This is a genomic window from Solimonas sp. K1W22B-7, from assembly GCF_003428335.1.
GTDB lineage: Bacteria > Pseudomonadota > Gammaproteobacteria > Nevskiales > Nevskiaceae > Solimonas_A.
This window is the reverse complement of record NZ_CP031704.1, coordinates 338,384-351,451: the sequence shown is the minus strand read 5'-3', so window position 1 is coordinate 351,451 and position 13,068 is coordinate 338,384. Positions and strand designations below refer to the sequence as shown.

Genomic DNA, 13,068 nt, shown 5'->3' with positions numbered 1-13,068 from the left:
CCGCGCGGAGAGAGGGAAAAGGGCTACAAGCTGCGGGGCTTCGCGCCAGCGGCGAACGGGTTGCGGATGGTGAGGCGGCGCTCGAGTTCAAGCCCGTCCTGCATGTCTTCCGAATACATCAGCGGGCAGCCGGCGAGTATCGCGGCAGAGGCCATGAGGGCGTCGTAGAGATTCAGCCCGTACTTCTGGGCCAACTGCAGCGCCTGCTCGTGCGTCTCCAGGGTCAGCGGGACAGGGTCTGGGCAGAGGGACTGGAATGCGTCGAGGGCGGTGTGGACTTCGTCCCAACTCATTTTCAGCTTGCGCCGCGCGACGGAAGCGAACTCGTTCAGTGCCTGCACGCTGATGATCCCGCCTGCCGCGAGCAGCGCGTCTGCGATCTCCGCCCGCGGGTCGTCCTGCGCCACGGCGTAGAGCAGGATGTTGGTGTCCAGAAAGGGTTTCACTTGCGTGACTGGGCGTCGTCACGGTCGAAGCTGAAGCCGTCGGGCAGAGGGCGGCGCAGCTTGCGCAGGCGCTCCAGCGCCGCCTGCTTGCGCCCGTCGCGCCGGACCTCGAACTCGCGCTCGGAGGCGATGCGGATTTCGATCTCGTCGCCTTCCTGCAGCTTCAGCGCCTCGACCACTGCGGCGGGCAGGCGCACGGCCAGGCTGTTGCCCCACTTGGATACCTGCATGACGAAACTCCGGGTGGATATATATTTTTACTGTATATCTAGCGGACGGGGAAATCCAGTGGGGGCGAATTGGGGGAGGCTTTGGGGGAAGTCGTTCGCCCTGATCCTTCGACAGGCTCAGGATCAGACGGGAGCTTTGCCCATGTGGATTCAGAGCGCAGAAGGCCAGCGCCGGCGTGCGTGGAATACGCGCAGGATATCGATGTCTTTCCCCCGTACCCGATACGGCACGATGTAGGGCGTGTCAGGCACGATCAGTTCGCGGGTACCCGCGACGCGGCCGGCGCGCCCCAGACCTGGGTTATCCGCCAGCAAGGCCACGGTCCGTTGAATGTGGATGACGGTCGCGACTGCTGCTTGTGGATTGTCCGCAGCGATGTACTCGGCTTCTTCCTGCAAGTTACGCAGTGCGCGCTGCAGCCACCTAACCCGCACGGCGCTGCCAGTTCGCGAAGAAGTCCTTCACCTCGGCGTCGCTGGCGAATTCTCCGCGGTCTGCTTCACCCAAGGCTTTTTGTACCTCGCCGATCTGCCACTCGTTGAGGTCGATGTACTCGCGGATCGCTTCCGCTGCGAGAAACGAGCGGCTGCGGTTGGTTGCATCGGCGAGCTTGTCCAGCCGGGACTTGGTGTCTTCTTCCAGGCGGATGGTCATCGTGGTGGACATGACGGGCTCCGGTTGTGCGCGAATGTGTACATTGTATTCGCGCTAGGGCTTTCCGGGAAGGCGGGGGCTTGGCGGGCCCAGGATCAGGGAGAACGGGGTGGGTTAACACTTCTAGCCTCCCCCTCTCCCCCGCCCCTCTCCCGCAAGGGGAGAGGGGTGAAAAGCTCAAGCGCGGGAATGCGCGTCCAGCAGGGTCTTGGCCGTGAGAGGCAACGCCGACGTCGGCCCATCCGCCCCCAGGCTCAGCAGGCTCATGTACGCGCCATCCATCAACAGGAACAGCCCGCGAGCCAGGGCGTCCGGCTGCTGGTAGCCGGCCTGGGCGCATAGGCCGGTGAGGCGCTCGAGCTTCTGGCGGTTGAACTCGGTGACCACTTCGCGACCGGGGTGGTTTTCTTCGGTCAGCTCGACGCTGGCGTTGCCGATGGCGCAGCCGCGGGTGTCGCAGGTGCAGGCTTTGCTGGCCTGGCTGTCGAACATGGCTTGCAGGGCGGCGCGGGGGTCGCCGGGGTGCTTGGCGACGATCTCGTCCCACCAGATCCAGTAGTCCCGCACGGATTCGCGCAGGTATTCCACCACCAGATCGTCCTTGCAGGTGAAGGACCGGTAGAGGCTCATCTTGGTGGTCTGGGCCTCGGTGGCGATGGATTCCACGCCCACGGCGCGGATGCCGTTCCGGTAGAAAAGGTCCTTGGCGGCGTTGAAGATGCGGTCGCGCGCGCTCAGGCGGGGCGCGGGGGGCGCCTCAGATTCCTTTTTCTTTGAAACACTTGCAGTGGACATGGTCCGCTCCGGACACATAAAGCTTGAAATGAGACTGACCGGTCACTACCATCTGCTTCACGGTGATACCGAACGGTCTCGTAACATCATTGTTGAGGCGCCTCCCCCCGGAGTCAAGGCGAACCCGACAGATGGACGGCACAACGGCCTCACTCCCCCTGTTCCATTTGGGAGCCGTCATGACTACAACAACCCGTCCCCTCGCCCGCCGCGCTTTCCTGCTGCTGGGCCTTGCCTCCGCCTCTGTGCTGCTCAACGCCTGCAGCACGTCGGTGGCCCAGGAAGAAACCGCGGCCCCGGCCACGCCCGTGCAGGTGGCGGAGGTGCCGGTGCGGTCCATCGCGGACTGGCGCGACTACACCGGCGAGATCGAGGCGCAGCAGCGCGTGGACCTGCGGCCGCGCGTGGCGGGCTACATCCAGCAGGTGGGCTTCTCGGAGGGCGCGCTGGTGAAGAAGGGCCAGCTGCTGTTCCAGATCGACCCGGCGCCGTTCGCAGCCCAGGTGGAGCGCCTGCGGGCCGACCTGCAGCGCGTGGAGGCGGACCAGCGCCTGGCGGGCTCGCGGCGCGAGCGCGCGGTGGCGCTGCTGGCGGAAAACGCGATCTCGCAGGAGGAGCATGACCAGCTGGCGGCGGGCGCGGCGGCGGCGCAGGCCGGCGTGGGCTCGGTGCGCGCGGCGCTGAAGGCGGCGGAGCTGGACCTCTCCTACACGCGCATCACGGCGCCGATCGACGGCCGCGTGTCGCGCGCGCTGATCACGGAGGGCAACCTGGTGGACAGCAGCAAGGTGCTGACGACGCTGGTGAGCGTAGACCCGGTGTACGTAGCCTTTGACGTGGACGAGTCCACCTACCTCAGCGCGCTGGACCGCGCCGGGCAGGCACGCGTCTACGTGGGCCGCATGAACGATGAGGGCACGCCGCACGAGGCGAAGCTGGACTTTGTGGACAACGTTTCGCGCGAGGGCGTGATCCGCCTGCGGGCGACGCTGGACAACGCTGCTGGTGCCTTTACGCCGGGATTGTTTGCGCGGGTGCGGCTGGTGGCGGGCAAGGAGTTTGATGCGGCGCTGGTGGATGACAAGGCCATCGGCACGGACCTGGACAAGAAGTACGTGCTGGTGGTGAGCAATGCCAACGTGGCGGAGTACCGCGGCGTGACGCTGGGCGCGCGGCTGGATGGCCTGCGGGTGGTGACGGCGGGGCTGAAGGCGGGCGATGTGATCGTGGTGAATGGGCTGCAGCATGTGAAGCCGGGCGCGGCGGTGGCGCCGACGCGGGTGGCGATGGGGGGTGAGGGTGAGGCCAGCCGGAAGCTGACGCGGGGTGATGCGGTGGCGCCGGTGGCGGAATCTGCCCCCACTTCGACGGGCACGGTGCGGACGGATTCCGCGGGGCCGGCGCCGGCTTCGACGACGCCGGTTCGCAAGGGCGTGAGACAGGCCGCTGTCGAGGCGCAGGCGGATGTGGTTCCGTTGCAGGTGGCCTGGACGGCATCCATCGGGACCGTTCCTCGCGCGGCCTCGTCTCGTGGAGAGAAGCCCTTTGACGCTACGGCGAATGAATTCGGGGCCGTGCCGTGAACTTCGCGCAATTCTTCATCAGCCGGCCGATCTTCGCGGCGGTGTTGTCGGCACTGATCCTGATCGCGGGTGCGATCTCGCTGGGGCGGCTGCCCATCAGTGAATACCCGGAGGTGACGCCGCCGACGGTGGTGGTGCGCGCGAGCTACCCGGGCGCCAACCCGAAGGTGATCGCGGAGACGGTGGCCAGCCCGCTGGAGCAGAGCATCAACGGCGTGGAGGGCATGCAGTACATGTTCAGCCAGTCCACGGCCGATGGCGCGATCAGCCTCACCGTGACCTTTGCGCTGGGCACCGACGTGGACAAGGCGCAGGTGCTGGTGCAGAACCGGGTGTCGCAGGCGCTGCCGCAGCTGCCGCCGGAGGTGCAGCGCCTGGGTGTGACCACCAACAAGGCCAGCCCGGACCTGACCATGGTGGTGCACCTGCTCTCGCCGGACAACCGCTACGACCCGCTCTACATCGCCAACTACGGCCGCCTGCGCGTGAAGGACGAGCTGGCGCGCCTCAACGGCGTGGGCGACGTGCAGATCTTCGGTGCGGGCGCCTATTCCATGCGCGTCTGGCTGGACCCGGAGAAGGTGGCCAGCCGCGGGCTCACGGCCAGCGAGATCGTGAGCGCGATCCGCCAGCAGAACCAGCAAGTGGCAGCGGGCACGCTGGGCGCGCCGCCGGCGCCCAATGCGGCGGAGTTCCAGCTGAGCATCGACTCGGCCGGCCGCCTGGTGACGGAGGAAGAGTTCAGCAACATCATCGTGCGGGCGCGTGACGATGGCGCGGTGACGCGCCTGCGCGACGTGGCGCGGGTGGAGCTGGGCTCGGCCAACTATGCGCTGCGCTCGCTGCTGGACAACAAGCCGGCGGTGGCCATCCCGATCTTCCAGCGGCCGGGGTCCAACGCCATCCAGATCTCCGACGCCGTGCGCGCCACCATGGAGCGCCTGAAGGCGGACTTCCCCCAGGGCCTGGACTACAACATCGTCTACGACCCCACGGTGTTCGTGCGCGGCTCGATCAAGGCGGTGGTGCACACGCTGTTCGAGGCGATGCTGCTGGTGGTGCTGGTGGTGATCCTGTTCCTGCAGAACTGGCGCGCCAGCCTGATCCCGCTGGCGGCGGTGCCAGTGTCGCTGGTGGGCACGTTCGCGGTGATGCATGCCATCGGCTTTTCACTCAACACGCTGACGCTGTTCGGCTTCGTGCTGGCGATCGGCATCGTGGTGGACGACGCGATCGTGGTGGTGGAAAACGTGGAGCGCAACATCGCCCAGGGCAAGAAGCCGCTGGAGGCCACGCGCCAGGCGATGCGCGAGGTGACGGGGCCGATCATCTCCACGGCGCTGGTGCTGAGTGCGGTATTCGTGCCCACAGCTTTCATCAGCGGCCTGACGGGGCAGTTCTACAAGCAGTTTGCGCTGACGGTGGTGATCAGCACGCTGATCTCGGCCTTCAACTCGCTGACGCTGTCGCCGGCACTGTCGGCCGTGCTGCTGAAGGAGCATGGCGCCAAGCCTGACCGGCTGCAGCGCGGCATCGACGTGGGCCTGGGCTGGCTGTTCCGGCCGTTCAACCGCTTCTTTGGCGCGGCCTCCGAGCGCTACGTGGGCAGCGTGCGCCGGCTGACGCGCGGCTCGGCGATCGTGCTGGCGGTGTATGCGGGCCTGCTGGGCCTGACGGCGCTGGGCTTCAAGGTGGTGCCGGAGGGCTTTGTGCCCTCGCAGGACAAGCAGTACCTGGTGGCCTTTGCCAACCTGCCGGAGGCGGCGACGCTGGACCGCAGCGAGGAGGTGATGCGCCAGATGAGCGAGATCATCCTGAAGCAGCCGGGCGTCCAGTCGGCGGTGGCCTTCCCGGGCCTGTCGATCAACGGCTTCACCAATGCGCCCAATGCCGGCATCGTCTTCGCCACGCTGGATGATTTCAGCGAGCGCAGGACGCCGGAGCTGTCGGGCAATGCGATTGCGGAGCAGCTGGGCGCGCAGTTCGGAAAGATTCCGGAGGCGTTCATCGCGGTGTTCCCGCCGCCGCCGGTGCCGGGCCTGGGCACCATCGGCGGCTTCAAGATCCAGCTGGAGGACCGCAGCGGCCTGGGCTTTGCGGAGCTGGCCACGGTGACCAACAAGATCCTGGAGCGGGCGCGGCAGGAGCCGGCGCTGTCCAATCTGTTCAGCAGCTACCAGATCAACGTGCCGCAACTGTTTGCGGACATCGACCGCGACAAGGCGCAGGCGCAGGGCGTGAGCCTGCAGTCGATCAACGAGACGCTGCAGATCTACCTCGGCTCGCTGTACGTGAACGACTTCAACCGCTTTGGCCGCACCTACCAGGTGAACGCGCAGGCCGACATGGCCTTCCGCCTCCAGCCGGAAGACGTGGTGAAGCTGAAGATCCGCAACGCGCAGGGCGAGATGGTGCCGCTGTCCACGTTCATCAGGCTGCGCCAGACGGCGGGGCCGGACCGGGTGATGCACTACAACGGCTACGTCACCGCCGAGATCAACGGCGGCCCGGCGCCGGGCTATTCCAGCGGGCAGGCGCAGAAGCTGATCGAGGAGATCGTGAAGGCGGAGCTGCCCAACGGCATGGCCTACGAGTGGACCGAGCTGGCCTACCAGCAGCTGGTGGCGGGCAACACGGCGCTGCTGATCTTCCCGCTGTGCGTGCTGCTGGCCTTCCTGGTACTGGCGGCGCAGTACGAGAGCTGGAGCCTGCCGCTGGTGGTGATCCTGATCCTGCCGATGTGCCTGTTCAGCGCCATCACCGGCGTATGGCTGTCGGGCGGCGACAACAACGTGTTCACGCAGATCGGCCTGATCGTGCTGGTGGGCCTGGCCTGCAAGAACGCGATCCTGATCGTGGAGTTTGCCAAGGAGGGCGAGGAGCGCGGCCTGCCGCTGATGGACGCGATCCTGGAGGCCTGCCGCCTGCGCCTGCGCCCGATCCTGATGACCTCGCTGGCCTTCATCATGGGCGTGGTGCCGCTGGTGTACTCGAGCGGAGCCGGTGCCGAGATGCGCCACGCGATGGGCGTGGCGGTGTTCGCCGGGATGATCGGCGTGACGGCCTTTGGCCTGGCGATGACGCCGGTCTTCTACTGGCTGGTGCGGCGCTTCGTGCATGCGCGCCGCGACCGGCCCATTGCCCTGCCCCCGCCACCGGCGCTGACGCCGCGGCTGGACCATGGAGTGCTGCCATGAGCCTGAACGGAAATCTTGCCGCGGATGACGCGGATGAACGCGGACCGGAGTCCTGGATGAAACTTCTCCTGCCGATGCTTGCGGCGATCGCCTTGGTGGGCTGCGCGGTGGGCCCGGACTACCGGGCGCCGGATACCAAGCCCGCCGCCTTCGCCAACGCCGATGCAGGCGTGGTGGTGGCGGACGCCTACGAGGCGCGCTGGTGGAAGCTGTTCGGCGACGAGCAGTTGGCAACGCTGGTGGAGCAGGCCCTGGCGGCGAACCACGACATCGGCATCGCCGTGGCGCGGGTGTCGCAGGCGCGGGCGCTGTTCCGCGACCAGCGCCTGGACCAGTTCCCGGTGGTCACCGCCAACGCCGCGGGCACCTTCGGCCGCGAGCCGCTGGTGACGGCCAGCAGCCCCGGCTACACCGGCCCGCGCACGGAGGTGGAGAACGCCCGCGTGGGCTTTGACGCCGCCTGGGAGCTGGACCTGTTCGGCCGCGTGCGCCGCGGCGTGGAAGCGGCGCGTGCGGAGGCGGAAGGCGCGGAGGCCGGCCTGCGCGAGGCGCAGGTGCTGGTGGCCGCCGAGGTGGCGCGGCATTACTTCGAGTGGCGCGGCGCCGGCGAGCAGATCGACGTGGCGCGGCGCAACCGCGACACGCAGGCCGAAACGCTGCGCCTGACCGACGTGCGCCTGCGCCTGGGCCGCGGCACCGAGCTGGAAGTGGTGAGCGCCCGCGCCCGCCTGGAGGTGACCGAGGCCACCATCGCCGACCTGGAACTGGCGCAGAAGCGCAGCGAGCACCGCCTCGCCGTGCTGCTGGGCCAGCGCCCCGGCGCCTGGACGCCGCCGGCCGTGGCGGATGCGCCGGCCATTGCGCGGGCGTTGCCGGTGGGGGGCGCGGAGGATCTGTTGCGCCGCCGGCCGGACATCGCACGGGCGGCGGCGCAGCTGCACGCGGCGACGGCGCGGATCGGGCTGGCGAAGGCGGACTACTTTCCGCGGCTGTCGGTGACGGGCTTTGCCGGCATCGTCACCGGCAGCTTCGGCGACCTGGGCGAGGCGGCCCATCGCGCCTGGACGGTGACGCCGCAGGTGTCGTGGGCGGCGTTCGACATGGGCAGCATCGCGGCGCGCGTGGATGCGGCGGATGCCAATACGCGGGCAGCGGCGGCGGCGTATGAGCAGGCGGTGCTGGTGGCGCTGGAAGAGGTGGAGAACGCCTTCGTCGGCGTGAGCCGATCGCGCCAGCGGCTGGAGCACACGCTGGCGCAGGCCGGCGCGGCGCGGCGGGCGGCGGAGCTGGCGCGGATCCAGTATCGGGCGGGGTCCACGGACTTCCTGGTGCTGCTGGATGCGGAGCGGACGCTGCTGGCGGCGGAGGATGGGGTGGCTCGGGCGGAGACGGCGGTGAACACTTCTACTGTGCAGATGTACAAGGCGCTGAGTGGGGGCTGGAATGAGGTGGGGGTGGTGGCGGCGCGGTAAGGGGTATTGAATCCCCTCTCCCGCTTGCGGGCGAGGGCCGAGGAGAGGGTTTCTGTAGCTCTTGCCTGATTTAGCCAGACCACCATTCACAGAAACCCTCTCCCGCCCTTCGGGCACCCTCTCCCGCAAGCGGGAGAGGGGATAGATGCGTAGCCGGGAGCGCCCTGCCCCACCGGCCCGGCCATCCCTGCCCGGGCATGACCCGACAGGCGGACTGGCCAATTCCGGCGATGTCCCGTACTCTATAGGGGCAAGTTTCAAGCAGTGTTATCAGCAGTTCTGCCGCGTTATGCGCGGCTCGAAATTCCCGATGCCTTCCTTGACTGTTGCAGACCCGCGGGCCGTCAGCCCGTTTTTATTTAAAGGAATGTATCTATGAGCAACACCTCCACCGGTACCGTCAAGTGGTTCAATGAAGCCAAGGGCTTCGGCTTCATCACGCCTGCTGCTGGCGGCGAAGACCTCTTTGCCCACTTCAAGGAAATCCAGGGCACCGGCTTCAAGACCCTGACCGAAGGCCAGCAGGTCGAATACGTTGCTGCCCGCGGCCCGAAGGGCATGCAGGCGACGCGTATCCGCCCGCTCTAAGCCGGCAAGCAGTAAAAAAACCGCGGCTCTGCCGCGGTTTTTTTATGCCCGCTGCATTCTCAAAAGGGTCTAGAGATGCCGCGTCTCCTTCGGCACATGCCACCAGTCGTTCTCTCGCCCGTTGCAGTACGTCACCTTCGTCTCCGCCAGCACGCCGGGGTCCAGATCGTCCAGGCAGGCCAGATTGATCGACACGAAGGCACCACCCAGTTCCGGGATGTCGCCGCGTCCGAAGGGGCGCATGCCGCAAGTGCCGCAGAACAGGTGGTGCATGCTGTTGCTGTTGAACTGGTAGTCGCGCAGGGCTTCCTCGCCGGACAGCAGGCGGAAGGCTTCGGGCTTGACCGAGGTCCCCCAGTGGCGGGCCTTGCTGCAGATGGAGCAATTGCACTTGCTGGTGCCGGCGGAGAGGTCGATATCAGCCTCGTAGCGGACGGCGCCGCAGTGGCAGCTGCCGTGGTAGGTGGTGGTGGGCATGGCGGGCTCCTCAGGCGGCTTGCTGCGCGGCCAGCCTGGCGTCGAACTCGCGCGCACGCTGGGTCGCAGGCCGGGCGCTGACGCGCTCGATGTAGCGCTCGATCGCGGGCAGCCTGGGCACCAGGCCGAAGTTCACGGTCCAGAACAGGGCGCCGCCCCAGAGCACGTCGGCGGCAGTGAAGCGCTCGCCCAGCAGGTAGGGGCCTTTCTCCAGCTGCGCCACCAGGGTGTTGAGCACGCTGTCGTAGTCGCCGTAGGGCGAGGAGCTCAGCGAGGCCGGGGTGTGCTTGCTGGCCTTGTCGGCAAGGGCAGGCTCGAAGCAGCCGGCGTAGAACGCGAGCCAGCGCAGGTAGGGGCCGCGCAGCGGGTCGCCGATGGCGGGGGCGAGGCCGGCTTCGTGGTACAGGTCGGCCAGGTAGATGTAGACGGCCACCTGCTCGGTCACCAGCGCGCCGTTGTGCACGATGGCGGGCACCTTGCCCATGGGATTGATCGCCAGGTACGCGGGGGCGCGCTGCTCGTTGAGCTTGAGGCTCAGCACCTTGAGATCGAAGTCCGCGCCCAGTTCTTCCATCAGCGCCAGCGTGCCGCCGGAGCGCGAGTTGGGGGCGTGGTAGAAGGTGATTTTACGGTCCGTCATGGGGGTATCTCCTGTCCTTGGGATTGGTTTTGACCACGGAAACAGGCTAAAGGTAATTGCGGACAGATTCCGCCCTCGATAGGCTTGGCCGATGTTAACGGCCTCGTCCCGCCTGCTGCGCCTGATCGCCCTGCTGCAGAGCCGCCGCTACTGGTCCGGCCGCGACCTGAGCGAGCGCCTGGCGGTGGACCCGCGCACCTTGCGGCGCGACGTGGAGCGCCTGCGCGAACTCGGCTACCCGGTGCAGGCTTCGGCCGGCGTGGGCGGCGGTTACCAGATGGGCGCGGGCGCGGAGCTGCCGCCGATGCTGCTGGACGACGAGGAGGCGGTGGCCGTGGCGGTGTCGCTGCGCGCGGCGGCGGCGAGCGTGGCGGGCATCGAGGAAACCACGATGCGGCTGCTGGCGAAGCTGGACCAGCTGCTGCCCGCGCGGTTGCGCCGCCAGGCCAGTGCGCTGCACGCGGTGACGATCTCGCTGCGCAGTGGGGAACCGCTGGCGGACGCGGAGCTGCTCACAGGCACGGCGGCGGCCTGCCGCGACCAGGAGTGCCTGCAGTTCGGCTACCGCGACCGCGGCGGGCGCATGACGCAGCGCCGCGTGGAGCCGATGCGCCTGGCCAACAGCGGGCGGCGCTGGTACCTCGTGGCCTGGGACCTGCAGCGCAGTGACTGGCGCACCTTCCGCAGCGACCGCATGAGCGCGCCGCTGGTGACCGGCCCGCGCTTCACGCCGCGCACGCCGCCGATGGACCTGGCGGAGTACGTGCGGCGCGCGATCTCCTACGCCCCCTTCGAGTACCAGCTGAAGATCCGCCTGCGTGGCACTGCGCAGGAGCTGTCGCAGCGCATCCCGACCTGGGCGGGCGTGCTGGAGGCGGAGAGCGATGACAGCTGCATCCTGGCCACGGGCGCGGATTGCCTGGAGGCGCTGGCGGCGCAGCTGTTGTTCGCGGGGGAGTTCGAGGTGGTGGATGCGCCGGCGTTCATGCCGGAGTTGCGGGCGGTGGTGGCGAAGTTGGGGCAGCGGGTGGCAGATTGAAGCTGTCCCCTCTCCCGCTTGCGGGAGAGGGTGCCTGAAAGGCGGGAGAGGGTTTCTGTAAGTCGTTCCTGCTTTAACCAATTCACCACTTACAGAAACCCTCTCCCTTTATCCCTCTCCCGCAAGCGGGAGAGGGGACAGAAATCTACTGCACTCGTCTCGCATTCGAAGCTTGAGATAGCGACGGCTCCACCACCAAAGACCAACGGCGTCAGCCACCCGATCAGCGGCACAGAGCGCACACCCCTCTTGGCCAGTTGCTTGCGCAGTGTTCCTGGCAACTCCCGCTCGAACGCCTCAACGCCGATCCGCATCGAGCCGCGCGCTACCGCGCATTCCGACACATGGAATGTCTGAAAGGGTCAACCAAGCTAAACGTGGCACATGGTTTGCTAATTAAAAATTGCTTCACGTTGTACGCGTGCAGAGTCGATCGGGGGACTCTTCATGGTTGCAATCGCGCTCGACCGCCCCCGATGCGGGCGCAACCCACTTATCGAATGGAGTCGTGACATGGCAATTCAGGAATTGAGCCGCGAAGAAGTGTCCGCTGTTTCCGGTGGCGCCGGCCTGCTGGAAGGCGTTCTCGGTCTGGTCGGGAAGCTGACCACCACGCCGCTGGTCACCAACCTTCTCAAGGTGGTGGGCAAGATCACCAGCGGCCTGCTGGGCGGATTGAAGCTGTAGGAATGTGAGCGGCAGACAGGGAAGGCGGGCTGGGGTGACCCGACCTTCCCACGCTGCATTACGGATCAATCCCGCATGGCGTGCTTCAAGCTTGTGCGCACGCGCCCCTGGAATGCCCAGGCAGTCCTGATGGCGTTCATCGCGAGATTCCACGTGCTTCGACTGTCACGGACGCAGAGACAGGAATCGCGATGTCATCGCTCTATCGCAAGGCGGCACAGGATGCCCAGGCGACGCCTCCGCTAGGCAGGATCATCCTGGTGCAGCCGCCGTCGCATCGCTTGCTGACGGCGATGGCCGTGATCTTCGCCTGCATCATCGCGTCGTTCTTCGCCTTTGGCAGCTATACCCGGCACAGCACCGTCACGGGGCAGCTGCTGCCCGATGCCGGGCTCATCAAGCTGTACTCACCGCGCCCCGGCGTGGTGCTCGAACGGCATGTGAAGGAAAACCAGCCCGTCGAGGTGGGCGACGTGCTGTTCGTGGTGTCGGGCGAGCAAGCCGTCAGCTCCACGGCATCGCCGCGCGCTGAGCGCGGCCTCCTGGTCTCCAAGGCGGCGGAGTTGCGCCGCCAGCTCGACATCCTCGATGAGCAGATGGCAAACCAGAAGAGCCGCCTCGCACTCAGCCGCAACGCCGTCAACTCCTACAAGGGCTTGCTGGCAAGCAAGTACATCTCCGCGGAACAGCTGCAGCAGAAGCAGGAGGACCTGCTCGATCAGCAGGCACGATTGCAGGCGCTGGATCGCGAGCGCGTGGCGCTGACGCACGAACTGGGCACGCAGTCCCTGGTGATCACGGCGGCGCGGGCCGGCACGGCCACGGCGGTGAACGCGGAGGTGGGACAGGCTATCGACGGCCAGCGGCCGCTGCTGAGCATCGTGCCCGCCAACTCCAGCCTGCACGCCAATCTGTTCGCACCCAGCCGCGCCGTGGGCTTCATCCGCGCGGGCGATCGTGTGCTGCTGCGCTACCAGGCCTTTCCCTACCAGAAGTTCGGCCATCACAGCGGCGTGGTGTCCTGGGTTTCCAGGACGGCGGTTTCGCCGGCGGACATCGCGGCCTTCAACCCGCATCCGCAGAGCAGTGAGCCGGTGTATGAAATCCGCGTGAAGCTCGACGAGCAGTCGGTCATCGCCTATGGCAAACGCCAGCCCCTGCAGTCGGGCATGGCGGTGGATGCGGACATCCAGCAGGAGCGCCGGCGCCTGTACGAGTGGATCCTGGATCCGCTGTTCACGATCTCCGGTCGCGTGTAG

At 67.2% G+C, this 13,068-nt stretch carries 13 protein-coding genes and 1 pseudogene; 7 read left to right on the top strand and 7 right to left on the bottom strand.

Translation table 11 applies throughout. The features are described 5' to 3' along the window. Positions 1–23 precede the first annotated feature (23 nt). The 5 genes from D0B54_RS01710 to D0B54_RS01690 form a co-directional block, all read right to left on the bottom strand. Positions 24–446, bottom strand: a complete 423-nt coding sequence (locus tag D0B54_RS01710; protein ID WP_117288606.1) for a PIN domain-containing protein — start codon at positions 444–446, stop codon at positions 24–26. Beyond that, positions 443–676: an AbrB/MazE/SpoVT family DNA-binding domain-containing protein gene (locus D0B54_RS01705; RefSeq protein WP_117288604.1), complete on the bottom strand. Its 234-nt coding sequence runs from the start codon at positions 674–676 to the stop codon at positions 443–445. The genes D0B54_RS01710 and D0B54_RS01705 overlap by 4 nt, the downstream gene beginning before the upstream one ends. Positions 677–826: 150 nt before the next feature. Next, the gene (locus tag D0B54_RS01700) at positions 827–1,075 is read right to left on the bottom strand and encodes a type II toxin-antitoxin system RelE/ParE family toxin (protein ID WP_205527239.1); all 249 of its coding nucleotides are present in this window, start codon (positions 1,073–1,075) and stop codon (positions 827–829) included. A 25-nt stretch (positions 1,076–1,100) separates the two neighbouring features. Continuing rightward, positions 1,101–1,343, bottom strand: coding sequence for a CopG family ribbon-helix-helix protein (locus tag D0B54_RS01695; RefSeq protein WP_117288600.1), 243 nt, complete (start codon positions 1,341–1,343; stop codon positions 1,101–1,103). Positions 1,344–1,508: 165 nt separating this feature from the next. Further along, positions 1,509–2,126: a TetR/AcrR family transcriptional regulator gene (locus D0B54_RS01690; RefSeq protein ID WP_117288598.1), complete on the bottom strand. Its 618-nt coding sequence runs from the start codon at positions 2,124–2,126 to the stop codon at positions 1,509–1,511. 179 nt (positions 2,127–2,305) lie between these two features. On the opposite strand from D0B54_RS01690, the pseudogene D0B54_RS01685 reads away from it, so the two are divergent. From D0B54_RS01685 to D0B54_RS01670, 4 genes and pseudogenes are all read left to right on the top strand, one after another. Beyond that, positions 2,306–3,415: pseudogene (locus tag D0B54_RS01685) on the top strand (efflux RND transporter periplasmic adaptor subunit); the annotation flags it as partial. 290 nt (positions 3,416–3,705) lie between these two features. Further along, entirely contained in the window at positions 3,706–6,906 is a 3,201-nt protein-coding gene (locus tag D0B54_RS01680; protein ID WP_117288594.1) for an efflux RND transporter permease subunit, read from the top strand. Between the two features lie 56 nt (positions 6,907–6,962). Further along, positions 6,963–8,378 carry an efflux transporter outer membrane subunit gene (locus D0B54_RS01675; RefSeq protein WP_117294969.1) on the top strand — a complete coding sequence of 472 codons (1,416 nt, stop codon included), beginning with the start codon at positions 6,963–6,965 and terminating at the stop codon, positions 8,376–8,378. A 375-nt stretch (positions 8,379–8,753) separates the two neighbouring features. Further along, on the top strand, positions 8,754–8,966 hold the full coding sequence (locus tag D0B54_RS01670; protein ID WP_117288592.1) for a cold-shock protein: 213 nt from the start codon (positions 8,754–8,756) through the stop codon (positions 8,964–8,966). A gap of 69 nt (positions 8,967–9,035) precedes the next feature. On the opposite strand, the gene D0B54_RS01665 is transcribed toward D0B54_RS01670, so the two are convergent. Further along, a complete protein-coding gene (locus tag D0B54_RS01665; protein ID WP_117288590.1) occupies positions 9,036–9,443 on the bottom strand; it encodes a GFA family protein in 408 nt (135 codons plus the stop codon). Positions 9,444–9,453: 10 nt separating this feature from the next. Next, positions 9,454–10,083, bottom strand: a complete 630-nt coding sequence (locus tag D0B54_RS01660; protein ID WP_117288588.1) for a glutathione S-transferase family protein — start codon at positions 10,081–10,083, stop codon at positions 9,454–9,456. 91 nt (positions 10,084–10,174) lie between these two features. Here D0B54_RS01660 and D0B54_RS01655 point away from each other — a divergent pair, with 91 nt between their 5' ends. The 3 genes from D0B54_RS01655 (at position 10,175) to D0B54_RS01645 (ending at position 13,068) form a co-directional block, all read left to right on the top strand. Beyond that, complete coding sequence (locus D0B54_RS01655; RefSeq protein WP_117288586.1) at positions 10,175–11,122, top strand: helix-turn-helix transcriptional regulator; 948 nt, start codon at positions 10,175–10,177, stop codon at positions 11,120–11,122. Positions 11,123–11,635: 513 nt separating this feature from the next. Continuing rightward, the gene (locus D0B54_RS24080) at positions 11,636–11,809 is read left to right on the top strand and encodes a hypothetical protein (protein WP_162932130.1); all 174 of its coding nucleotides are present in this window, start codon (positions 11,636–11,638) and stop codon (positions 11,807–11,809) included. A gap of 191 nt (positions 11,810–12,000) precedes the next feature. Further along, on the top strand, positions 12,001–13,068 hold the full coding sequence (locus D0B54_RS01645; RefSeq protein ID WP_205527238.1) for an HlyD family secretion protein: 1,068 nt from the start codon (positions 12,001–12,003) through the stop codon (positions 13,066–13,068).